Below are 24340 nucleotides of genomic sequence, written 5' to 3'. Positions count from 1 at the left end.
CCCGGCTTTAACACCTGTGCTGGCCTGCCGCCAGCGTTCTCGCGACATGGTGCCGCAGCGGCGGCGAGCACGGCGCGCCGCTGTCGCGCAATCAGCACAGTTCATTGGCGACCAGGGCGCCGACGAGCGGCCCACGCAGCCGCTCATCCGCTATCAGTCCTCGTCGTCCTCGACCTTGTCGAAGAACGAATAGCGCAGGCTGTCCGCGTCGGCATACCACTGGCCCGGCCCCTTGTTGGCCGCCAGGGTTGCAGCCCAGACCTCGTCGGTGCAGTCGCGGCGGTGCATCGCCAGATCGAAACCGTTGCCGAAGAACAGCTCGGACCACTCCCACCAGGTGCCGAGCTTCTTGACGCCGCGCAGCAGGTCGTAGCGGTCGACCAGCGCCGGCGCCATGTCCGAGGTGATCGAGCCGAACACCAGACCGGTCTTGACCACCCGGTTGAGCTCGCGAATCGCCCGGGCCACCTGCTTGTCGCCGAGATGGCACAGGCTGGTCTCGAACACGAAGTCGAACTCGCCGGCCTTGAACGGCAGGTCGGTGATCGAGCCGAGCTTGTTGTACTTCTTCAGCGCCTTCGGCGTCTTGCCGTGAATGTAGCGGTTGTTTTCGACGCCCCAGGCATCGATGCCGCGCTCGCGCAGCGCGCCGATCAGTTCGCCGCTGGCCGAGCCCGCGACCAGGAGCTTGTAGCCCTTGCCCTTGCTGGCACGGTTCCAGACGATCTTGATCAGGCTGGTCAGATAGTCCGGATCGGTGAAGTGGGACCATGATTCGGCGTATGGCCCCTGCCCGCGATAATTGTCGAAATAGTCGCGGTCGATCTTGTCCGACAGCGGCGCTTCGGCCTGCGAGCGGGCACGGCGCAGCCGCATCATCTCGGTAAGGATGATGTCGGTGGCGGCATCGGACGAGTCCAGCAGGCCGTTCAGGGTTGAATCGAACAGGTAGTCGCCGACCACCACGATCCCCGGATGCTCCTTCGGCTCGGGTCGGTGATTCGTCATGACGTCGCGCACCGGCAGGCCGCCGGGCAGCGCATTGACCGACGACAGCCAGCGGTGGATCTTGCCTTCCATGAAGTGCGCCCGAGCGTCGCCGAGCGCCGCGGGCAGCGACTTCAGGGCGGCATCGATCAGCTCCTGGTCGGAGAGGTTGGCGAAGGCGAGCGCATCGGAGCCGGCGATCAGCCAGTTCAGCACGCCGTGCTTGCCGACGTCGTGGCGCGAGCCCTCGTTGTAGATGCAGCAGCCGCCGAACGCTTCCGACATGAACCAGGACCCCGGGATCCGGTCGCCCCAGAACGGCTCGTCGAACAGGATCGAGACCCGCAGATAATGCGCAGGCCGGTCGAAATAGGCGATGTGCTTGATCATGGACTGGCGCAGCTTCTCGCCCTCCCAGCCGACGGTCGACAGCCAGGAATGCGGCAGGCAGACCAGCACGAGATCGAACTCGCGCGTCTCGGGGCCCTTGCCGTTCATCATGTTGAGCCGGTAGCGACCCTGCTCGGTCTTGCCGATGCGCAGCACGCGGTGATTGAGCTGGATGTCGGCGTCGACCTCGGAGCGCAGGCACTCGATCAGCTGCTCATTGCCGTTCTGGATCGAATACAGACCGATGTAGTCGTCGATATCCATCACGAAGTTCTTGAGCGCGTTGAGGCCGTTGGTGTTGTGGGCCTCGGTCGCGAGGTCGGAGCGCGACATCACCTTGAAGAAGCGCTTGGCGGTGGGATCCTCAACCTCCTCGTCGAGCAGCTCCTCGCAGGTCTTGTAGGCCCAGGGGTGCTCGTTGTCATGGGCGCCGACGCCCTCGTAATATTCGACCGGCGACATCACGTCGGCGCAACGCTTGCGGAACGCTTCGACGGCGGCCGCCGTCTTCGGCCCGTATTTGCGGCGCAGCCCCGGCACGTCGTCGAGCAGCTCGCCATCGAGCTGCACCTGCAACGCGTCCATCGGGATCGTCTGCAGGCCGAAATGCTGGATCAGCTCGCGCAACGGATCGGGGCCGGTCATCGAGTAGTCGTAGATCTCGGCGACACCCGCTTCATACATGGCCGGCGCGCTGTCGAACTTGCGCGTGACGATCTTGCCGCCGAGCCGGTCGGACGCTTCGAAGATCGTCACCTTGCAGAGATCGCCGAGCTTCCGCCTCAAGTACCAGGCGCTCATCAGGCCGCCCGGACCGCCACCAACAATCGCAAGGTCAAGCATCGAAGTTCCGCCATCTCCGGCTGTCAGCGACGTTGCCGGTCGTCCATGTCGCGGGTCCTGCCACCCACCCTCGGCGCCCGACCAGCCATAACCTACCGCTCTCCGCATGGTTTGCGCCTGAGCAAATCAGCGCATCGCATCGCGGTCGACGGACATCATGTCGGCGGATCAGACGCTCCCAGAAGCGCCTTTTTCCCTGAAGGGAAGATGAACAAGGAAGGTGCAGCGCTGCAACAGGAGAAGATAATGTTAAAAAAGGCCGGCAAAAGCCGGCCTTTTTCTATGCTCGATGAACGCGCGGCAGAACCAGGCACCGCTGGCCGGCTCGCCGCTCGTTCGCTTACTCCGCCGGGGGCAACGCCAGCGGCTGCGGCTCGGGCTGCGACGGCACGATCGCCGCCTGCTTCTCGCGCTCGTCCAGAATCAGCTTGTCGCGCTTGAGAGCGACTTCGCGGATGCGAGCCATCGAGGCGCCGGTGCCGGCCGGGATCAGACGGCCGACGATGACGTTCTCCTTCAGACCCTCGAGCGGATCGATCTTGCCGTTGACGGCCGCCTCGGTGAGGACGCGGGTGGTCTCCTGGAACGAAGCCGCCGAGAAGAACGACCGGGTCTGCAGGCTCGCCTTGGTGATGCCGAGCAGAACCGGATTGCCGGTCGCAGGCTTCTTCGCCTCCTCCACGGCCTTCGCGTTCAGCGCGTCGAACTCGATCTTGTCGACCTGCTCGCCGGCGATCATGTCGGTGTCGCCCTGGTCGGTGACCTCGATCTTCTGCAGCATCTGACGGACAATCACCTCGATGTGCTTGTCGTTGATGAGCACGCCCTGGAGCCGGTAGACCTCCTGGATCTCGTTGACCAGATAAGCCGCGAGCTCCTCGATGCCCTTGATCGCCAGGATGTCATGCGGCGCCGGGTTACCTTCGACGATGAAGTCACCCTTCTCGACGATGTCGCCATCCTGCAGATGGATGTGCTTGCCCTTCGGGATCAGGTACTCGCGCGGCTCCTCGGTCTTGTCGACCGGCTCGATCGAGATGCGACGCTTGTTCTTGTAGTCGCGGCCGAACCGGATGGTGCCGGCGATCTCGGCGATGATCGCGGCATCCTTCGGCTTGCGCGCTTCGAACAGCTCCGCCACCCGCGGCAGACCGCCGGTGATGTCGCGCGTCTTGGCGCTCTCGGTCGAGATACGTGCCAGGATGTCGCCCGGCTTGACCGTCGAGCCGACGTCGACCGACAGAATCGCGTCGACCGACAGCATGTAGCGGGCATCGCCACCGCGGGCGAGCTTGAGCACCTTGCCGTCCTTGCCCTTGATCACGATCGCCGGACGCAGATCCGCGCCACCGCGCGTTCCGCGCCAGTCGATGACCACGCGCTTGGCGATACCGGTGGATTCGTCGAGCGTTTCCGAGATCGACAGGCCTTCGGTCAGATCCTCGAACCCGATCGTACCCTCCGCTTCCGTGAGGATCGGACGGGTGTACGGATCCCACTCGGCGATGCGCTGGCCGCGCTTGATCGTGTCGCCGTCGTCGACATGCATGCGCGCGCCGTACTGGATACGATGCGTCGCACGCTCGGTGCCGTCGGAATCGACGATCGCAACCACCATGTTGCGGACCATCGCGATCAGGTGACCCTCGCTGTTGCGAGCGATCGCCTTGTTGCGGATCACGACCTTGCCTTCGAAGTTCGATTCGACGAAGGACTGCTCGTTGAGCTGCGCGGCGCCGCCGATGTGGAACGTGCGCATCGTCAGCTGCGTGCCCGGCTCACCGATCGACTGCGCGGCGATGACGCCGACAGCTTCACCATGGTTGACCGGAGTACCACGGGCCAGGTCGCGACCGTAGCACATCTTGCAGATGCCGTTGACGAGCTCGCAGGTGAGCGCCGAACGGATCTTCACCTCCTGCACGCCAGCCTGCTGGATGGCGTCGATGTGGCTCTCCTCCATCAAGGTGCCGGCCTTGATCAGCACATTGCCGGTGGCCGGATCACGCACGTCATCGCAAGGCACGCGGCCGAGGATGCGCGAGCCGAGCGAGGCCACGATGGTGCCGGCGTCGACGATGGCGCGCATCTTGATGCCGAGATGGGTGCCGCAATCGTCCTGCGTGATGATGCAGTCCTGCGCGACGTCCACCAGACGACGGGTCAGGTAGCCCGAGTTCGCGGTCTTCAACGCGGTGTCCGCGAGGCCCTTGCGGGCGCCGTGGGTCGAGTTGAAGTACTCGAGAACCGAGAGACCTTCCTTGAAGTTCGAGATGATCGGCGTCTCGATGATCTCGCCCGACGGCTTGGCCATCAGGCCGCGCATGCCGGCGAGCTGACGCATCTGGGCCGGCGAACCGCGGGCACCGGAGTGCGACATCATGTAGATCGAGTTGATGTCGGCATCCGCCCCCGTCGCCGTCTTCTTGGTGACGGAGATCTCCTTCATCATCTCCTTGGCGATCTCTTCCGAGGCCTTCGACCAGGCGTCGACGACCTTGTTGTACTTCTCGCCATGGGTGATCAGACCGTCATTGTACTGCTGCTCGAAATCCTTCGCCAGCGTACGCGTCGTGTCGACGATCTTCCACTTGCCGGCCGGCACGACCATGTCGTCCTTGCCGAACGAGATGCCCGCCTTGAAGGCGTTGTAGAAGCCGAGCGCCATGATGCGGTCGCAGAAGATCACCGTCTCCTTCTGACCGCAGTGACGGTAGACCTGATCGATCACGCCCGAGATCTCGCGCTTGGTCATCAGCTTGTTGATGACCTCGAACGTCACGCGCGGATGCTTCGGCAGCAGGTTGCCGAGCATGACCCGGCCAGCGGTGGTCTCGATCCAGCGCTTGGCGATCTTGCCTTCCTCGTTCATCCCCTCCCAGCGGTACTTGATCTTGCTGTGGAGATGGATGGCCTTGGCGTGCAGCGCATGCTCGAGCTCGGCCATGTTGCCGAACGCCATGCCCTGGCCGGGCATGCCCTCGCGCATGATCGAGACGTAGTACAGACCGAGCACGATGTCCTGCGACGGCACGATGATCGGCTGGCCGTTCGCCGGGTGCAGGATGTTGTTGGTCGACATCATCAGGACGCGCGCTTCCAGCTGCGCTTCGAGCGACAGCGGAACGTGCACGGCCATCTGGTCGCCGTCGAAGTCGGCGTTGAAGGCCGAGCAGACCAGCGGATGCAGCTGGATCGCCTTGCCCTCGATCAGCACCGGCTCGAACGCCTGAATGCCGAGGCGATGCAGCGTCGGCGCACGGTTCAGCAGCACCGGATGCTCGCGGATGACCTCGTCCAGGATGTCCCAGACCTCAGGGCGCTCCTTCTCGACCAGCTTCTTGGCCTGCTTGACCGTGGTCGACAGGCCCTTGGCATCGAGCCGCGAGTAGATGAACGGCTTGAACAGCTCGAGCGCCATCTTCTTCGGCAGGCCGCACTGATGCAGGCGCAGCTCCGGACCGACGACGATGACCGAACGGCCGGAATAGTCGACGCGCTTGCCGAGCAGGTTCTGACGGAAGCGGCCCTGCTTGCCCTTGAGCATGTCGGCGAGCGACTTCAGCGGACGCTTGTTGGCGCCGGTGATGACGCGGCCGCGGCGGCCGTTGTCGAATAGCGCATCCACCGCTTCCTGAAGCATGCGCTTCTCGTTGCGGATGATGATGTCAGGCGCGCGCAGCTCCATCAGCCGCTTCAGCCGGTTGTTGCGGTTGATGACGCGGCGGTAGAGGTCGTTGAGGTCCGAGGTCGCGAAGCGGCCACCGTCGAGCGGCACCAGCGGCCGCAGATCCGGCGGGATCACCGGAACCACGGTCATGATCATCCATTCCGGCTTATTGCCGGAGTGGCGGAACGCCTCGACGATCTTCAGGCGCTTGGCGAGCTTCTTGTGCTTGATGTCGGAGTCGGTCTCCTGCATCTCGGCACGCAGCGTCTGCTCGAGCTTCTCGAGCTCGAGGCCGCGCAGCAGCTCACGGATGGCCTCGGCGCCGATCATGGCGGTGAAGCTGTCCTGGCCGTACTCGTCCTGCGCCTTGAGATACTCGTCCTCGGACAGCAGCTGACGGTCCTTGAGCGCGGTGAGACCCGGCTCGAGGACGACGTAGTATTCGAAGTACAGGATCCGCTCGAGATCCTTCAGCGTCATGTCGAGCAGCAGGCCGATGCGCGACGGCAGCGACTTCAGGAACCAGATGTGCGCGACGGGAGCGGCGAGCTCGATGTGGCCCATGCGCTCGCGCCGGACGCGCGACAACGTCACCTCGACCGAGCACTTCTCGCAGATGATGCCCTTGTACTTCATCCGCTTGTACTTGCCGCACAAGCACTCGTAGTCCTTGATCGGCCCGAAGATGCGGGCGCAGAACAGACCGTCGCGCTCCGGCTTGAAGGTACGGTAGTTGATCGTTTCCGGCTTCTTGATCTCGCCGTAGGACCAGGACAGAATCTTCTCCGGAGACGCAATCGAGATCCGGATCTGGTCGAAGACCTGAGCCGGCGTCGTCGGATTGAAGAGATTCATAATTTCTTGGTTCATCGTATTCTCCTCGCGGACCGATCGGGGGTCAGCCGCAAATTCGAAAATCTCTTGGCAGACGGCGTCCTGCCCCGACCCGCGGGAAGAAGGCGCCGGCACCCGGCCGTCAGGGACGGCCGGGCCGGATGTCTTGAACTACTCGGCGGCTTCCGACGTCGGCGCCGGTCCGAGCTTGGAGTTGTGCAGGTCGACGTTGAGGCCGAGCGAGCGCATTTCCTTGACCAGCACGTTGAACGATTCCGGAATACCGGCCTCGAACGTGTCGTCGCCGCGCACGATCGCCTCGTAGACCTTGGTACGGCCGGCGACGTCGTCCGACTTCACCGTCAGCATCTCCTGCAGCGTGTAGGCCGCGCCGTAAGCTTCGAGCGCCCACACCTCCATCTCGCCGAAGCGCTGGCCGCCGAACTGGGCCTTGCCGCCCAGCGGCTGCTGGGTGACCAGCGAGTACGGACCGATCGAACGCGCATGGATCTTGTCGTCGACCAGGTGGTGCAGCTTCAGCATGTAGATGTAGCCAACGGTGACCTTGCGGTCGAAGGCATCGCCGGTGCGGCCGTCATAGACGGTCGACTGACCCGAGGCGTCGAGCCCGGCGAGCTTCAACATCTCCTCGATGTCGGCCTCCTTGGCGCCGTCGAACACCGGCGTGGCGATCGGCACGCCGCGGCTCAGATTGTGACCAAGCTCGATCAACTCGTTGTCGTTGAGCGACTTGATGGTCTCGTCCTCACCGTAGATGCGCTTCAGGGTCTCCTTCAGCGGCTTGACGTCCTGCTTCGACAGATACGCATCCACCGTCTGCGCGATGCGCCGGCCCAGGCCCGCGCAGGCCCAGCCGAGATGCGTCTCGAGGATCTGGCCGACGTTCATGCGCGAGGGCACGCCCAGCGGGTTCAGCACGATGTCCGCATGGGTACCGTCCTCCAGGAACGGCATGTCCTCGATCGGCACGATCTTGGACACGACGCCCTTGTTGCCGTGACGGCCGGCCATCTTGTCGCCCGGCTGGATCTTGCGCTTCACGGCGACGAAGACCTTGACCATCTTCATCACGCCTGGCGGCAGCTCGTCGCCACGCTGCAGCTTCTCGACCTTGTCGAGGAAGCGCTGTTCCAGCCCCTTCTTCGACTCGTCGTACTGCTTCCGCATGGCCTCGATCTCGGCCATCAGCTTGTCGTTCGGCGAGGCGAACAGCCACCACTGCGACTTCGGATACTCGTCGAGCACCGCACGCGTGATCTTGGTGTCCTTCTTGAAGCCCTTCGGCCCCGAGATGCCCTGGCGGCCGTCCAGCATGTCGGCGAGACGGCTGTAGACGTTGCGGTCCAGGATCGCCTGCTCGTCGTCGCGGTCCTTGGCCAGACGCTCGATCTCTTCCCGCTCGATCGCCAGCGCACGCTCGTCCTTGTCGACGCCGTGACGGTTGAACACGCGGACCTCGACGATCGTGCCCTGCACACCGGGGGGAACACGAAGAGAGGTGTCGCGAACGTCGGAGGCCTTCTCGCCGAAGATCGCGCGCAAGAGCTTTTCTTCCGGCGTCATCGGGCTCTCGCCCTTCGGCGTGATCTTGCCGACCAGGATGTCGCCGGCGCGCACTTCCGCACCGATATAGACGATACCGGCTTCGTCGAGGTTCTTCAGCGCCTCTTCCGACACGTTCGGAATGTCGCGCGTGATTTCCTCCGGACCGAGCTTGGTGTCGCGGGCCATCACCTCGAATTCCTCGATGTGGATCGAGGTGAAGACGTCCTCCTTCACGATCCGCTCGGAGAGCAGGATGGAGTCCTCGAAGTTGTAGCCGTTCCACGGCATGAACGCGACCAGCACGTTGCGGCCGAGCGCGAGCTCGCCGAGATCGGTCGACGGACCGTCAGCGATGATGTCGCCCTTCTTGACGATGTCACCGACCTTCACCAGCGGACGCTGGTTGATGCAGGTCGACTGGTTCGAGCGCTGGTACTTCATCAGCCGGTAGATATCGACGCCCGACTTGGTGGGATCGAGATCCTCGGTGGCGCGGATGACGACGCGGGTCGCGTCGATCTGGTCGATCACGCCCGAGCGGCGCGCCGCGATCGCGGCGCCCGAGTCGCGGGCCACCACGCCTTCCATGCCGGTGCCGACGAACGGCGCCTCGGCGCGAACCAGCGGCACCGCCTGGCGCTGCATGTTCGAGCCCATCAGCGCGCGGTTGGCGTCGTCGTTCTCGAGGAACGGGATCAGCGCCGCAGCGACCGAAACGAGCTGCTTCGGCGACACGTCCATGTAGTCGACCTTGTCCGGCGTCATCGGCACGACTTCGCCGGCGTGACGGCAGACCACCAGGTCCTCGGTGAAGCGGCCCTTGGCATCGAGCGGCACGTTGGCCTGCGCGACGCGGTAGCGCCCTTCCTCCATGGCGGACAGATACACCACCTCGTCGGTGACGCGGCCGTCCTTGACCTTGCGGTACGGCGTCTCGACGAAGCCATACTTGTTGACGCGGGCGAACGTCGCCAGCGAGTTGATCAGGCCGATGTTCGGACCTTCCGGCGTCTCGATCGGGCAGATGCGGCCGTAATGCGTCGGATGCACGTCGCGCACCTCGAAGCCGGCGCGCTCGCGGGTCAGACCGCCCGGTCCAAGCGCCGACAGCCGGCGCTTGTGGGTGATCTCGGACAGCGGGTTGGTCTGGTCCATGAACTGCGACAGCTGCGACGAGCCGAAGAACTCGCGCACCGCGGCCGCGGCCGGCTTGGCGTTGATCAGATCCTGCGGCATCACGGTGTCGATGTCGACGCTCGACATGCGCTCCTTGATGGCGCGCTCCATGCGCAGCAGACCGATGCGGTACTGGTTCTCCATCAGCTCGCCGACCGAGCGGACGCGGCGGTTGCCGAGATGGTCGATGTCGTCGATCTCGCCCTTGCCGTCGCGCAGGTCGACCAGGGTCTTGATGACCGCCAGGATGTCTTCCTTGCGGAGGGTGCGCTGGGTATCCGGCGCATCGAGCTCGAGGCGCATGTTCATCTTGACGCGGCCGACCGCGGAGAGGTCGTAGCGCTCGGCATCGAAGAACAGCGACTGGAACATCGCCTGCGCGGAATCCAGCGTCGGCGGCTCGCCCGGACGCATCACGCGGTAGATGTCGAACAGCGCGTCCTCACGCGTCATGTTCTTGTCGGCCGACAGCGTGTTGCGGATATAAGGACCGACATTGACGTGGTCGATGTCGAGCAGCGGCAGGTCCTTGTAGCCCTGCTCGTTCAGCACCTTGAACAGCTTGTCGGTGATTTCGTCGCCGGCCTCGGCGTAGATCTCGCCGGTCTTCGGGTTGACGAGATCCTCGGCGATGTAGTTGCCGAGCAGCTCCTCGTCCGACATGCGCAGCGCCTTCAGCCCCTTCTCCTGAAGCTGGCGGGCGGCACGGACGGTGAGCTTCTTGCCGGCCTCGAGCACGACCTTGCCGGTGTCGGCATCGATCAGGTCGTTGACGGTCGAGTAGCCGCGGAAGCGGTTGGCGTCGAACGGAACGCGCCAGCCTTCCTTGATGCGCTTGTAGATCAGCTTCTTGTAGAAGGTCGACAGGATCTGCTCGCCATCGAGGCCGAGCGCGAACATCAGCGACGTCACCGGCAGCTTGCGGCGACGGTCGATGCGCGCGAACACGATGTCCTTGGCGTCGAACTCGATGTCGAGCCAGGAGCCGCGATACGGGATGACGCGGGCGGCGAACAGCAGCTTGCCCGACGAATGGGTCTTGCCCTTGTCGTGGTCGAAGAACACGCCGGGCGAACGGTGCATCTGCGAGACGATGACGCGCTCGGTGCCGTTGACGATGAAGGTGCCGTTCATGGTCATGAGCGGAATGTCGCCCATGTACACGTCCTGCTCCTTGATGTCCTTGACCGACTTGGCGCCGGTCTCCTCGTCGATATCGAACACGATGAGGCGGAGCGTCACCTTGAGCGGCGCAGCGAAGGTCATGCCGCGCTGGCGGCACTCGTCGACGTCGTATTTCGGCGGCTCGAATTCATAGCGGACGAACTCGAGCATCGAGGTGCCGGAGAAGTCGGAGATCGGGAACACCGAACGGAACACCGCCTGCAGGCCCTCGTCCGGCCGCCCGCCCGTGGGCTCGTCGACCATCAGGAACTGGTCGTAGGATGCCTTCTGAACCTCGATGAGGTTCGGCATCTCCGCGACTTCCTTGATGTGTCCAAAGAACTTGCGAACGCGTTTGCGACCGGTGAATGTCTGCTGCGCCATCGTGGCCTCTCATGTCGTCGCCCGGAGGGGCGATCCTTCCGAAACAGCGGCTGCCACCGCCATCCCGGGTTGAATTTCGATCCATTTCGAAGGTCTGAGGGACAGAACGCGGAACGGAAACGTCCCAGATCTGTTCTTCAGACCGCCAAAACGCAAAACGACGCGCGAGGCGCGAGGACGCACCCGCTCGTCAGAACCATCTCGTCACGGACTGCAAAAGCCCGAAATTGCCTATCTCCCAACGGCTTACGACGGAAACGCCACTCCATCGTCAAAACCGGCTTTTCGTGCTGCCAACCCAATATGGGTTGACATTAGTCGAGATTCGAGAGCGACGTCCCCAAATCTCCACACTTTTCCGTGTTCGGCCCGCAGCGGACTTCCTCGTTGCACGCCTTTTGCAACGATTCCGGCCGATCCGGATACCCCCGCAATCGTCTTTGTCTTTATGATGACCGGGCGATGTTACCACCCGGTCACCAAATTCGTTTGGAAGCGCCGCGCCTTGCCGTCAGGCGGCCCGGCGCCCCGCAAGAAGCCGTCGCTTACTTGAGCTCGATCTTGGCGCCAGCCTTCTCGAGCTGAGCCTTGATCTTCTCGGCCTCGTCCTTGTTGACGCCTTCCTTGACCGGCTTCGGAGCGCCCTCGACGAGGTCCTTGGCTTCCTTCAGGCCCAGGCCGGTGATGGCGCGGACTTCCTTGATGACCTCGATCTTCTTGTCGCCGGCCGAAGCCAGGACAACGGTGAACTCGGTCTTCTCTTCCGCCGGAGCGGCAGCGGCGCCACCAGCGCCCGGAGCGGCGACGGCCACGGCGGCCGCGGCGGACACGCCCCACTTCTCTTCCAGGAGCTTGGCGAGCTCAGCGGCCTCGAGAACGGTGAGGGCCGAGAGGTCGTCGACGATCTTCTGCAGGTCAGCCATTGATGTACTTCCTTGATTTGGTTCGGTTCGAAACCAGGTTGTGAGTGTTTGCGAAGGGCGTCAGGCCGCTTCGCCCTTTGAGGCATGAGCCTGAATGACGCGCGCGACCTTGGCCGCGGGAGCGTTGGCGAGCTGGGCCAGCTTGGTCGCCGGAGCCTGGATCAGGCCGACGAGCTTGCCGCGCAGTTCGTCCAGCGACGGCAGCGAGGCGAGAGCCTTGACGCTGTCGACATTCAGGACGGTTGAGCCCATCGAGCCGCCGAGGATGACGAACTTTTCGTTCGCCTTGGCGAATTCGATGGCAACCTTGGGCGCCGCGACAGGATCGTTCGAAGTTGCGATCACGGTCGGCCCCTTCAACAGGGAACCGATGCCGACGACGTCCGTGCCTTCAAGAGCAATTTTGGCGAGACGGTTCTTCGAGACCTTCACCGATGCGCCAGCCTGCTTCATCTGCTTGCGCAGGTTCTGCATCTGAGCCACGGTAAGGCCGGAATAGTGAGCGACGACGGCAACGCCCGTGGTCTTGAAGACCTCGTGCAGCTGCTCGACCGCCTCTTTCTTTGCCGCTCGTTCCACAGCAAGCTCTCTCCGGTTGGCGGCCTTCGCCCGAAAGCGGGACCGCCGGGTTAAACCCGCCGCCCACCAAACCCGACCTCTGGACGCTAGAACCCCAAAGGACACGTCAGGCAGCACGACGATGAATAGCCTGCCCTTCCCGAGGGCCTGACCGGCCCTGGGAGTGTCGAGGTTCGAACCAAACCTGCATGCCACCGCGACGAGCGCAGAGGACATGCCGAAATCCGGTCTTCACCCGTCTATGCAGGCTGAATGATTAAGCCATTGAGGAAATTTGACTTCCGCGCCGGCGCCTGCAGTCTCGGACAGGATTCGAGGGGATCGGCGGACCGACCTCCCCTGCGGCATTCGAGAGCAGAAAGATCCTTCTTCCTTCCGAGAAATCCAAACGGATATCCTCAAAGGAATGCTGGCTCCCTAGGCTGTCGGAATGCGCGCACGGGCGCGCCAGCAACAGCCAGCCCGCCCGGAAGCCGGTTCTTTAACGGGTCAGTGGCGACTTGCCAAGACCCCCAGGAGCAAAAATCGCACCAATTGGCCATGCCGGAAAGCCCATAGGCTCGCATGCGCGACAGCCGGCGCGCGGGACGCCCGTCGGTCATAGCGACATGCGAACCTCACGTGCCGGCCGGAGAATCCGGATGTCGCTGAGCGCATCCGAGGCTACCGGGAATCACGCGCAGTGGCGCGATCCCGCCTCACCCTTTCGGACAGGCTGCTCCGGCGTCGGCCCAGGCCTTGATCAGCTCACCAAACTGCTTCTGGGTTCCCGGCGCCGGCGTCCGCCCCGCGCCCGGATTCCAGCCCCAGCCGACCAGCTCATCCTCAGCCATATGGTGAACCAGCTGAGCCATGGTCTTGCCGCCGTTGAGCTTCGAATCCTTGATCTGCGCGCAGATCTGGCCGAGGGAGCGGCCTTGCCAGGCCATCTCGATCGGCGCCAGCTGCCACTTTGGATTGCCGGGCACACGTGCCGCGTCGAAATTGGCCTCGTGGTGACAGGTGGTGCAGGCGAGTCCGCCTGGCGCTCCCATGCCGGCTTCGCCGCGGACCACCAGCGGCTGGTGCGGAAGCATCTTGTCGGTCTGCGTCGGGCGATCGCCGGCCGGATGACAGTTCATGCAGCGCGGCGACTGGAGCACCTTGCCGGCTTCCTCGAACAGCGCCACCGCGCGCTCGTCCTTGTTCTTGATCTTGGCGAAATCCGTCACCGGCTTCAGCCCGGCGGCCATGCGGACCGCCTCCGGCGCGGCGTCGGCGCGCTGCAGCCCCGGATAAGCGGCGATCGCAACCGCGGCCAAGCTGCCGGCGAGCAGCGCCAGCGTCCCCGTTCCGACCACTCTCATGCGGTATCTCCCGGCCGGATCGGCAATTGCGTGGGTCGCGGCAGGCCGAGTTTCGCCATGGCGTTGGCGACGGCCGGTCCGAGCGGCGGCACGCCGGGCTCGCCCACACCCGTGGGCTTCTCTGTCGACGGCACGATGGTCACCTCGATCTGCGGCATCTCGTTGATCCGCAGCGAGCGGTAGCTGTCGAAATTGCCCGCCACTGGCCGGCCCTCCTCGAGCGGCTGCTGCGCATACAGGATGTGGCCGAGCGCAAAGCCGATGCCGCCCTCCATCTGGGCCCGGATGATGTCCGGGTTGACGGCAACGCCGCAGTCGACGGCGCACCAGACCTTGTGAACCACCGGTCCCTCCTGGCCCATCGACAGTTCGACCACTTGCGCCACATAGGTATTGAAGCTCTCGACGACGGCGACGCCGCGGGCGCGGCCGGCTTCGAGCTTGGCGCCTTTCCAGTCGGCGAGCTGCGCAACCGCCTTGAGCACGCCAGCATGGCGCGGCTTGTCAGCCATCATGGCAAGCCGGCCCTCGACCGGGTCCTGACCGGCGGCTTCGAGCAGTTGATCGACGAACGCCTCGACGGCGTAGCCGGTGTGGGTGTGGCCGACCGAGCGCCACCACAGCACGGGGACGCCGACATCGACCTGATGCAGGTCGCAGCGGAAGTTCGGCACCTGGTACGGGATCTCGTTCGAGCCTTCATAGGCGGTCGAATCGAGACCATTCTTCATGGTCATCGCCTCGAACGGCGAGCCCTTCATGATCGACTGGCCGACGATCGTGTCCGACCACGCCACGATCTTGCCGTCGCGGACCACGCCGCGCATGCGATGCAGGCTGAACGGCCGGTAGTAGCCGCCACGCATGTCGTCCTCGCGGGTCCATACCAGCTTGACCGGCCGTCCCGGCCCGATCGCCTTGGCGACCTGCGCCAGTTCCAGCGCGACATGGGTCGATTGCTGTGCCCGCCGGCCGAAGCTGCCGCCGGCCAGGATCGTCTTGAGCTCGACCTTGGAAATGTCCAGCCCGAGCACCTGGGCGATCGCGGCATGATCGGGCGTCGGAAACTGGCTGCCATAGCGCGCCGAGGCGGTGTCGCCCTTCCAATGGATGAACGCGTTGATCGGCTCCATCGGCGCATGGGCCAGATACGGAAAGACAAACTCGGTCTCGATCAGCCTGCCGCCCTTGGCGATCTCGGCGTCGACATCACCTTCCTGCTTGACCAGCGCGCCCTGCTTGTTCGCGCGCGAGCGAAACTCCTCGAGCAGTTGCGCTGTGCCGCGCATTTCCGCCTTGCTGTCATCCCAGGTGATCTTGAGCAGCTCGCGAGCTGTCTTGGCCGGCCAGAATCCATCGGCATAGACGGCAACGCCGTTCGGCACCTCCTTGATGTCGACAACACCGGGCACGGCCTTGGCTGCCGCCGCGTCGAACGAGGCGACCTTGCCGCCGAATCGCGGCGAGCGCGCCACCAGCACGGTCAACGTGCCCGGATCCTTGATATCGAGCGTGTACTCGGCCGTGCCGTTCGACTTCGCCACGCTGTCGAGCCGGGTCACGGCGCCTTCCTTGCCGATCAGCTTGAACGCGGAGGGATCCTTGAGCTGCGGGTTCGCCGGCACCGGCTGCTGCATCGCCTTGGCGGCCAGGGCGCCGAAACCGCTCTGCTTGCCCGAAGCGTGCTTGATGATGCCCTTCTCGACCGTGATCTCCTCGGCCGGCACCTTCCATTCGTCGGCGGCCGCGGCCACCAGCATCGCGCGGGCGGCGGCGCCGACCTTGCGCATCTGCTCGTAGGAGTTGGCGATCGCGCTGGAGCCGCCGGTGCCCTGCACCCCGAACAAGAGATTCTTGTAGAGCACCGGATTCGAGGGCGCATGATCGGCGCGCATCTGCGACCAATCCGCATCGAGCTCCTCGGCCACCAGGGTGGCCATGCCGGTGAACGGCCCCTGCCCGAACTCGATGTGCTTGCACAACACCGTAACGGTGTCGTCCTGACCGATCACCAGGAACGTGTTCGGTGCGATGTTGACGGACTTGGCCGCGGCGCCGTCCTGCGCGAAAGCCACACCGTTACGGGCGACATAGGTGGCGAGCACGAGGCCTGCCCCTGCTTTCAGCAGCGAACGGCGTGACAATGCGGTCGAGGCAGCAGGCTTCACATGTGCATTCATGGTCAGCCCTCCAGCGACTTGGCGGCGGAATGGATCGCGGCGCGGATGCGGACATAGGTCGCGCAGCGGCAGATGTTGCCGTTCATCGCCAGATCAATGTCCTGGTCGGTGGGCTTGGGATTGAGCCCGAGCAGCGCGGCCGCGCTCATCACCTGTCCCGACTGGCAGTAGCCGCATTGCGGCACGTCATGCGCGGCCCATGCCTTCTGCACGGCGACGGCTTCCTTGGATGCCAGCCCCTCGATCGTGGTCACCTCGCTCTTTCCGACCGCCGAGACGGGCAACGAGCATGAGCGGACGGTCTGGCCATCGACATAGACGGTGCAGGCGCCGCACTGCGCGACGCCGCAGCCATACTTCGTGCCGGTCAACCCGACATTGTCGCGAATGGCCCAAAGCAAGGGCGTCCCAGGATCGACATCAACCTGATGCTCCCGCCCGTTGATCTTCAAGGTGAACGCCGCCATTGCCGCCCTCGCTCTTCATCCACGAATAGCAATGATTAGAAGCGTTCGAGAACGACTCGCAACTCACAGAGATGTGCAGTGCGTCAGAATATTTCTCCGACTGCGCGGAACGATTTCGGAGGCAGGAGAACGCCGCCGCGAACTGATCACTTGACTTGGTAAGGCAATGTCTCACCGGCGAAGAAGGCGGTGAGATTGGCGACAACGCAGGCCTGCATCGCGACATGCGACTCCCGCGTGTTGCCGCCGATATGGGGCGTCACCACGACATTCGGAAGCGCCGTCAGTTCATCCGGTGCATGCGGCTCGGTTTCGAACACGTCGAGCCCGGCGCCGGCGATGACACCGTCCTTCAGCGCCGCCAGCAGCGCGCGCTCGTCGATGACCGAGCCGCGTGAGATGTTGACGATATGGCCGTCGGGCCCAAGCCTCTTCAGGAGTTCAGCATTGACGACATGGGTCGTCTCGGCGCTGGCGCGGACCGCGATCATCAGCACGGTGCACCATTCGGCGAGCGCATCGAGGCTCGGGAAAGACTGATACGGCAGGTCGTCGTAGCGGGTACGATTGAAATAGCCGACATCGGTCTCGAACGCGGCGACGCGGGCCGCGATCTTGCGGCCGATCTCGCCCATGCCGTAGACGCCGACCCTGCAGCCGGCCAGGCTCGGCGGCGGCTTCATCAGCGGCGACGGCTTGGACCCAGCCCAGCCGCCGTCGCGGACGTAGGCGTCGGCGACGACCAGCCGCCGCGTGCTCGCCAGCATCAGCATCGCCGCGACATCGGCGACCGCCGCGGCATTAGCCCCTGGACTGTGGCCGACGGCGATGCTGCGCGCCGCCGCCGCCTTCAGGTCGACGCCGTCATAGCCGGTGCCGTAGCAGACGATCGCCCCCAGCGCCGGCAGCCGGTCCATCTCTTCCGCGCCGAGCCGCGTGGCGCCGGCCGTGATCAGCGCCCGGACCTGCGCCACCTCCTCCGCCGCAAACACCTCGTCCGCCGGCCTGCCACCAGTGTCGAGCAGGTCGAAGCGGTCGGCGAAGCGCTGGGTGAGGGATTTGGGGAAGCGGGAGTAGATCAGGACCTTGTCGGGCATCGCGGCTGCGGACTCCAAAATGCGAAGGGCGGGATCGTTCGACGATCCCGCCCTTCCTCACTAACTCATGCGAGGCCGCTTACGCGAGCACGGTGCCCGGCTCGACCTTGACGCCCGGGCCCATCGTCGACGACACCGCGACGCGCTGGACGTAGGTGCCCTTGGCGCCCGCCGGCTTGGCCTTCACGACCGCGTCCGCCAGCGCCTTGATGTTCTCGACCAGCTTGTCCTCGGCGAACGAGGCCTTGCCGACGCCGGCCTGGATGATGCCTGCCTTCTCGACGCGGAACTCGACCGAGCCGCCCTTGGCACCCTTGACGGCGCCGGCGACGTCCATGGTCACGGTGCCGATCTTCGGGTTCGGCATCATGCCGCGCGGACCGAGCACCTTACCGAGACGGCCGACCAGCGGCATCATGTCGGGGGTGGCGATACAACGGTCGAAGTCGATGTTGCCGTTCTGAACCTTCTCGACCAGGTCCTCCGCGCCGACCACGTCGGCACCGGCGGCCTTGGCCTCGTCGGCCTTGGCGCCGCGGGCAAACACGCCGACGCGCAGCGTACGGCCGGTGCCGTTCGGCAGCATCACGACGCCACGGACCATCTGGTCGGCGTGACGCGGATCGACGCCGAGGTTGATCGAGACCTCGATGGTCTCGTCGAACTTCGAGACGGCCCGCTCCTTGATCATCTTGATCGCATCAGCAAGCGGGTAGAGCTTGGTGCGGTCGATGCCCTCGCGGGCCTTCTTCAAACGCTTTCCGATCGCCATGGCCGCTTACCCCGCAACTTCCAGACCCATCGAGCGGGCAGAGCCCTCGACCATCTTCATGGCCGACTCGATCGAGTCGCAATTCAGGTCCTTCATCTTCTTCTCGGCGATCTCGCGCACCTGCGCCTTGGTCACCTTGCCGGCCTTGTCACGACCCGGGGCTTTGGAGCCCGACTGGATCTTGGCGGCCTGCTTGAGGAAGAAGGACATCGGCGGGGTCTTCATCTCGAAGGTGAAGGACCGGTCCGCGTAAATGGTGATGACCACCGGGATCGGGGTGTTCTTCTCTTCCTTCTGGGTCTGCGCGTTGAACGCCTTGCAGAACTCCATGATGTTGAGACCGCGCTGACCGAGCGCGGGGCCGATCGGCGGCGACGGGTTGGCCGCGCCGGCCGGGACCTGAAGCTTCAGGTAACCGGTTACTTTCTTTGCCATTGTGATTCTCCAACGCGTTCGCGCTTTTTGCCTGATGCGAACGCACCGCCCTCCGGGCGACAAAACCCTTTGGGCGAGGTTTGGGACCGTGGTCCGGCGCGCTTTGTCCGGCTGGCAAAGCCGGCCGCGCCTCCCACGAACGAAATCGCCCCCCGTTTGGGGAGCGAAGGGCGCCCGATACACGAGATCGGACGAAAAGGAAAGGGTGGAGCACGCGAGCTCCCTCCTCCCGTCATTCCGGGGCGCCCGTCAGGGCGAGCCCGGAATCCATAGCCACAGGGCGCTGTGTTGGGCACCTCAGAAGTGGCAGTTCGCCGTCCCAAACCCGCTTGGGGTTATGGATTCCGGGCTCAGCCCTTTCGGGCTGCCCCGGAATGACGGCGGAGAGGGCGAAGCCGCCGGCCTTAACCCACCACCTTCTCGACCTGGTTGAACTCCAGCTCGACCGGGGTGGCGCGGCCGAAGATCGACACCGCGACCTTGACGCGCGAACGGGCCTCGTCGATTTCCTCGACCACGCCGGAGAAGGACGCGAACGGGCCGTCGGCGACGCGGACGTTCTCGCCGATCTCGAACGACACCGAGGATTTCGGCCGCTCCACGCCTTCCTGCATCTGGTTCAGGATGCGCATCGCCTCGCCTTCGGAGATCGGCATCGGCTTGTTCTCGGCACCGAGGAAGCCGGTCACCTTGGGCGTGTTCTTGATCAGATGAAACGCCTCGTCGGTCAGCTTCATCTTCACCAGCACGTAGCCGGGGAAGAACTTGCGCTCGGCGTTGATCTTTCGACCGCGGCGCACCTCGGTGACATTCTCGATCGGCACCAGCACCTGCTCGAACAGATCCTCGAGATTACGCTGCTTGGCCTGCTCGCGGATCGACTCCGCGACCTTCTTCTCGAAGTTCGAATAGGCGTGGACGATGTACCAGCGCTTGTCGGAGCTTTGCGTTGCGATTGCCATCAGTGGATGCCCAGCACGAGGGTGATGAGATAACGGATGATCTGATCGGCGGCGAAGAAGAACACCGAGGCCAGCGCCACCATCACGAACACCATGATCGTGGTGATGGTGACCTCGCGACGGCTCGGCCACGAGACCTTGGCGGTCTCCGAGCGCACTTCCTGCAGGAATTTGAACGGGCTTGTAGCCATCGTCAGGGGTCCTCGTCCGTCATCGGACGATTGAAGAGTTGACTGGGAAAACCGAACAGCCGACCGCTGCCCACCCTCTTGTCGGAGAGATGAGCCGGAAACCACGGGCTCGCTTGTTCGGGGAGTGAAAAGCCGCGCCGGATATCCGCTGTCCGCGGGCCGGCTGCAGGTTGTCGATATCTACTGTCGGAGCGGTCAAAGGTCAAGATAAGGGCAGGCCGGGTGTCCCCGGTCATTCGCTTGGCAGAGGTCCGCTGGACCCGCCTCACGCCGGTTTTTCGTGCCGCGGCAGGCCATTTCCACACCACGGCAGGTTGAGCAGGTGCCGCGACGAAATGCCCGTTGCGGAGGGTTTCCTGCTCTTGCCGGGCCTGCGGCGCCCGCTCATTCTCACCGGCACAAGAACAATCAGGAGGAACCCCATGACCTTTGCCACGGGCAAGGGACGGACGCGCCTTGCCGCCGTCGGTCTCGTTGCCGGCCTTGCCGCCCTCACCCTTACCGCCATCCCTGCCCTTGCCCAGGCGCCGCTCAAGATCGGCGTGCTCGGCGACTTCTCGTCGGTCTATTCGGACATCGGCGGCCAGGGCAATCTGGAGGCGACCAAGCTCGCGGTCGAGGAGTTCGGCGGCACCATGTTCGGCAAGCCGATCGAGATCATCAGCGCCGACGCCCAGAACAAGGCCGACATCGCCGCCACCATCTCCCGCAAATGGTACGAGAACGAAGGCGTCGACATGATCATCGACATGCCGACCTCGGCCACTGCGCTGGCCGGCATGGAGATGTCGAAGCAGTTCGAGAAGCTGATGATCGTGACGGACGCCGCAAGCTCCGACATCACCGGAAAATCCTGCTCGCCCTACACCGTGCACTGGACCTACGACACCTATGGCAATGCGCACACGGTCGGCCAGGCCATCGTCAAGAACGGCGGCAAGACCTGGTTCTTCATCACCGCGGACTATCTGTTCGGCCATTCGATCGAGCGCGACACCGGCGACGTCGTGCGCGCAGCCGGCGGCACCGTGGTCGGCAGCGCCCGCCATCCTCTCAACAACCAGGACTTCTCGTCCTTCCTGCTGCAGGCGCAGGCCAGCAAGGCCAAGATCATCGGCATGGCCAATGGCGGCGGCGACACCATCAACACCATCAAGCAGGCGGCCGAGTTCGGCATCGTCGCCGGCGGCCAGAACCTCGCCGGCATCGTGATGTTCATCTCGGACATCCACAGCCTCGGCCTGAAGCTGGCGCAGGGCCTGATCATCACCGAGGCCTATTATTGGGACCTCAACGACCGCACCCGCGCCTTCGGCAAGAAGTTCTTCGACAAGATGAAACGGATGCCGACCATGAACCAGGCCGCGACCTACAGCGCCACGCTGCACTATCTCAACGCGGTGAAGGCCGCCGGCACCCGCGACACCAGGCCTGTCCTCGCCAAGATGCGCGAGACCCCGGTCCGCGACGCCTTCACCGACAACGGCTTCGTCCGTGAGGACGGCCGCATGGTGCACTCGATGTTCCTGTTCGAGGTCAAGAAGCCGGAGGAATCGAAGGGCCCGTGGGACTATTACAAGGTGCTGGCGGAGGTGCCCGGCGACCAGGTGTTCCGGCCGCTGAAGGACGGCAATTGTCCTTACGTGAAACAATAAGGACCCGCCAAAACGCGTTCGGGGCTCGCGCATCGCGGGCCCCGGGCAAACTGTCGTCGTCGATTTTGGCTTTAAGTGCTTGATCTCGCTGGCAGGAGTGGAGAGGCTCGAACTCCCAACCCCCGGTTTTGGAGACCGGTGCTCTACCAATTGAGCTACACTCCTAGCGAGCCGGGACAGCGTCGCCGGTTCGGCCGCTTTGAAGCATAGACCTCCCCCCGAATGCAAGGGTGCAATCGGGCAAATCGACTGGTCAGACCACAACTTCCGCGCCAGACTTGATGCAAACCGACAACATCGCCCAGAACAACACTGCTCGAGGGAGAGCCCATGACCCCGTCCCCCGCCCCCAGCATGCCGCTGTCCGCGCTCCGCTCCCTGAGCCTGCCATTGCCGGATGACCGGCCTGAGGCGCTCGGACTGTCCGCGGCGCGGCTGCAGCGGGCCTCGGACGCGTTCAAGCGCGAGGCGGACAAGGGCACGATCCCCGGCGCGACGCTGCTGGTCGGCCGCCGCGGCCGGATCGGCTGGTTCGACGCCATCGGCCGGCAGGCGCCGGACCAGGACACGCCGATGCGGCCCGATTCGCTGTTCCGCATCTTCTCGATGACCAAGCCGATCGTCTCGCTGGGCATCATGATGCTGGCCGAGGACGGCGACCTGCTGCTGTCCGACCCCGTCGCCAAGTTCATCCCGGAATTCGGCGACCAGAAGGTCGGCGTGGACAAGGGCGGCAAGCTGGAGCTCGTGCCGGTGGCGCAGCCGATGACGGTGCAGGACCTGCTGCGCCACACGTCGGGTCTCGCCTATGAGCACACCGGCACCGGGCCGGTGCACCAGCTCTACCAGCAGTCGCGCGTGCGCAGCCGCAAGATCACCAACGCCGAGCACGCTTCGATCGTCGCCGGCCTGCCGCTGATCTGCCAGCCGGGCGCGGAGTTCAACTACAGCCGCTCGACCGACATTCTCGGCCGGATCATCGAGGTCGTCTCCGGGCAATCGCTCGGCGCGTTCCTGGCCGCGCGCATCCTGAAGCCGCTCGGCATGAACGAGACCGGCTTCTTTACCAGCGAGGCCAATGCCGGCCGGCTGGCCGAGCCGTTTGCCAAGGACCCGTGGACCGGCGAGGCCGTGAACCTGTTCAAGATGACCGAGCAACCGGTGATGGAATCCGGCGGCGGCGGGCTGGTGGCGACCACCATGGACTACGCCCGGTTCTGCGCGATGCTGCTCAACAAGGGCAGCTTGGACGGTGTCAGGCTGGTCGGCCGCAAGACGCTCGAGCTGATGGCCTCCGATCATCTCGGCCCCGACGTGAAGACGGTCGGCACCCTGCTGTCGCCGGGTCACGGCTTCGGCCTCGGCTTCGCCGTCCGCCGCGACGCCGGCATCGCCCCCTTCCCCGGCTCGGTGGGCACCTTCTTCTGGAGCGGCATCGCCGGCACGTTCTTCTGGATCGACCCGAAGGAGGAGCTGTTCTGCGTGTTCATGGCGCAGGCTCCGGGACAGCGGGACTATCTGCGCACGCTGGTGCGCGACGTCGTGTACGCGGCGGTGGAGTGAGCCGGCTGCGTCGTATGCCCGGATCTGGCGACACCCACCACCGTCATCCCGGCGAACGCCGGGATCCATACCGCGTGATCTGTCGAGGGATGTCACTGCCAGTTGCCTGCCTCATGATGGCCGGTGGTTATGGGTCCCGGCGTTCGCCGGGACGACAGTGGTGAGTGTCTGTGGAGTGAGGGACGTATGCTCTCTCCGTCGTCATGCCCGGGCTTGACCCGGGCATCCACGCGCATCGACACCCGCCGCTCGACGTGGATGGCCGGGACAAGCCCGGCCATGACGGAGAGCGCAGAGACAGCGTCGACCTCAACTGATCGTCGCGCCGCCGTCGATCACCATGGTCTGGCCGGTCATGAAGTTGCCGGCGGCCGAGCCCAGGAACACCGCCGCGCCGGCGATCTCGTCCGGGATGCCGATGCGCAGCAGCGGCGAGCGGGCGGTCGACGCTTTCAGATTGTCCGGATTGTCCCACAGCGCCTTGGCGAAATCGGTCTTGATCAGGCCGGGCGCGATGCAGTTCACGCGCACATTGTGCGGGCCGTATTCGCAGGCGAGGTTGCGCGCCAGCTGCATGTCGGCGGCCTTGGAGATCGCATAGGCGCCGAGGATGGTCGAGCCCTTCAGGCCGCCGATCGAGGAGACGATGATGATCGAGCCGTCCTTGCGCGCGATCATCTGCGGCACCACCATGCTGATCAGCCAGTTGTTGGCGACGATGTTGTTGTCGAGGATCTTGCGGAACTGATCGTCGGAGATGCCGGCGAGCGGTCCGTAATACGGGTTCGACGCGGCGTTGCAGACGAGAACGTCGATCTGGCCGTAGATGCGGTTGGCCTCGTCGACGAGGTTCTGCAAATTCTCCTTGCTGGAGATGTTGGCGGCGACCGCAGCCGCCGTGCCGGCACCGAAGCGCTCGTTGATCTCCTTGGCGACGGCGTCGCAGACATCGGCCTTGCGCGAGGAGATCACCACCTTGGCGCCGTGCTCGGCCATGCGCTCGGCGATGGCGAGACCGATGCCGCGGGTGGAGCCGGTGATGACGGCCACCTTGCCGGTCATGTCGAACAGGGTCATGGGGAGGTCCTCCTAGGTTGTTGTTAGGTCGTTATCGGGTCGACATTTGTCGTGAGGCGGATGGAATCCGTTCCACCCA

Annotated in this window: 16 protein-coding genes and 1 tRNA gene; 2 read left to right on the top strand and 15 right to left on the bottom strand. The window is 64.6% G+C overall.

What is annotated here, in order from left to right:
- Window positions 1-153: 153 nt before the first annotated feature.
- The 13 genes from QX108_RS00245 to secE all read right to left on the bottom strand — a co-directional run bounded on the left by QX108_RS00245 (window position 154) and on the right by secE (window position 19966).
- Complete coding sequence (locus QX108_RS00245; protein WP_315719560.1) at window positions 154-2220, bottom strand: FAD-dependent oxidoreductase; 2067 nt, start codon at window positions 2218-2220, stop codon at window positions 154-156.
- Between the two features lie 340 nt (window positions 2221-2560).
- Entirely contained in the window at window positions 2561-6760 is a 4200-nt protein-coding gene (gene rpoC, locus QX108_RS00240; RefSeq protein ID WP_172108054.1) for a DNA-directed RNA polymerase subunit beta', read from the bottom strand.
- A 135-nt stretch (window positions 6761-6895) separates the two neighbouring features.
- A complete protein-coding gene (gene rpoB / locus QX108_RS00235; RefSeq protein ID WP_172108052.1) occupies window positions 6896-11014 on the bottom strand; it encodes a DNA-directed RNA polymerase subunit beta in 4119 nt (1372 codons plus the stop codon).
- 545 nt (window positions 11015-11559) lie between these two features.
- Window positions 11560-11937: a 50S ribosomal protein L7/L12 gene (rplL, locus tag QX108_RS00230; RefSeq protein ID WP_172108050.1), complete on the bottom strand. Its 378-nt coding sequence runs from the start codon at window positions 11935-11937 to the stop codon at window positions 11560-11562.
- Between the two features lie 60 nt (window positions 11938-11997).
- Window positions 11998-12516 carry a 50S ribosomal protein L10 gene (gene rplJ / locus QX108_RS00225; RefSeq protein WP_172109746.1) on the bottom strand — a complete coding sequence of 173 codons (519 nt, stop codon included), beginning with the start codon at window positions 12514-12516 and terminating at the stop codon, window positions 11998-12000.
- A 698-nt stretch (window positions 12517-13214) separates the two neighbouring features.
- Window positions 13215-13862, bottom strand: coding sequence for an Isoquinoline 1-oxidoreductase subunit (locus QX108_RS00220; protein WP_315785066.1), 648 nt, complete (start codon window positions 13860-13862; stop codon window positions 13215-13217).
- Entirely contained in the window at window positions 13859-16042 is a 2184-nt protein-coding gene (locus QX108_RS00215) for a xanthine dehydrogenase family protein molybdopterin-binding subunit (protein ID WP_315785069.1), read from the bottom strand. Before QX108_RS00215 ends, QX108_RS00220 begins: the two co-directional genes overlap by 4 nt.
- A gap of 2 nt (window positions 16043-16044) precedes the next feature.
- Window positions 16045-16509: a (2Fe-2S)-binding protein gene (locus QX108_RS00210; protein ID WP_315719556.1), complete on the bottom strand. Its 465-nt coding sequence runs from the start codon at window positions 16507-16509 to the stop codon at window positions 16045-16047.
- A gap of 146 nt (window positions 16510-16655) precedes the next feature.
- Window positions 16656-17606 (bottom strand): 2-hydroxyacid dehydrogenase, encoded by a 951-nt coding sequence (locus QX108_RS00205; protein ID WP_315785072.1) that lies wholly within the window; start codon window positions 17604-17606, stop codon window positions 16656-16658.
- A gap of 79 nt (window positions 17607-17685) precedes the next feature.
- Window positions 17686-18378 carry a 50S ribosomal protein L1 gene (gene rplA, locus QX108_RS00200; RefSeq protein ID WP_172108040.1) on the bottom strand — a complete coding sequence of 231 codons (693 nt, stop codon included), beginning with the start codon at window positions 18376-18378 and terminating at the stop codon, window positions 17686-17688.
- A gap of 6 nt (window positions 18379-18384) precedes the next feature.
- Window positions 18385-18813, bottom strand: coding sequence for a 50S ribosomal protein L11 (gene rplK, locus QX108_RS00195; RefSeq protein ID WP_006611824.1), 429 nt, complete (start codon window positions 18811-18813; stop codon window positions 18385-18387).
- 404 nt (window positions 18814-19217) lie between these two features.
- Window positions 19218-19775, bottom strand: coding sequence for a transcription termination/antitermination protein NusG (gene nusG / locus QX108_RS00190; RefSeq protein WP_008960377.1), 558 nt, complete (start codon window positions 19773-19775; stop codon window positions 19218-19220).
- A complete protein-coding gene (gene secE, locus QX108_RS00185; RefSeq protein WP_006611822.1) occupies window positions 19775-19966 on the bottom strand; it encodes a preprotein translocase subunit SecE in 192 nt (63 codons plus the stop codon). The genes nusG and secE overlap by 1 nt, the downstream gene beginning before the upstream one ends.
- Window positions 19967-20388: 422 nt before the next feature.
- Between secE and QX108_RS00180 the strand changes: the two genes are divergently transcribed.
- Window positions 20389-21621, top strand: coding sequence for an ABC transporter substrate-binding protein (locus QX108_RS00180; RefSeq protein WP_315785077.1), 1233 nt, complete (start codon window positions 20389-20391; stop codon window positions 21619-21621).
- A gap of 89 nt (window positions 21622-21710) precedes the next feature.
- On the opposite strand, the gene QX108_RS00175 is transcribed toward QX108_RS00180, so the two are convergent.
- Window positions 21711-21786 (bottom strand) — tRNA-Trp (locus tag QX108_RS00175).
- A 165-nt stretch (window positions 21787-21951) separates the two neighbouring features.
- Between QX108_RS00175 and QX108_RS00170 the strand changes: the two genes are divergently transcribed.
- The gene (locus tag QX108_RS00170) at window positions 21952-23184 is read left to right on the top strand and encodes a serine hydrolase domain-containing protein (protein WP_315785080.1); all 1233 of its coding nucleotides are present in this window, start codon (window positions 21952-21954) and stop codon (window positions 23182-23184) included.
- Window positions 23185-23493: 309 nt separating this feature from the next.
- Here QX108_RS00170 and QX108_RS00165 read toward each other — a convergent pair whose 3' ends face one another.
- Window positions 23494-24261, bottom strand: coding sequence for an SDR family NAD(P)-dependent oxidoreductase (locus QX108_RS00165; RefSeq protein ID WP_006611819.1), 768 nt, complete (start codon window positions 24259-24261; stop codon window positions 23494-23496).
- Between the last annotated feature and the right edge of the window lie 79 nt (window positions 24262-24340).

The organism is Bradyrhizobium sp. SZCCHNR1002 (genome assembly GCF_032381435.1).
In the GTDB taxonomy this organism is placed as follows: domain Bacteria; phylum Pseudomonadota; class Alphaproteobacteria; order Rhizobiales; family Xanthobacteraceae; genus Bradyrhizobium; species Bradyrhizobium aeschynomenes.
Note: the sequence above shows the minus strand (reverse complement) of the source record. Positions and strands in the feature narration are given on the sequence as shown.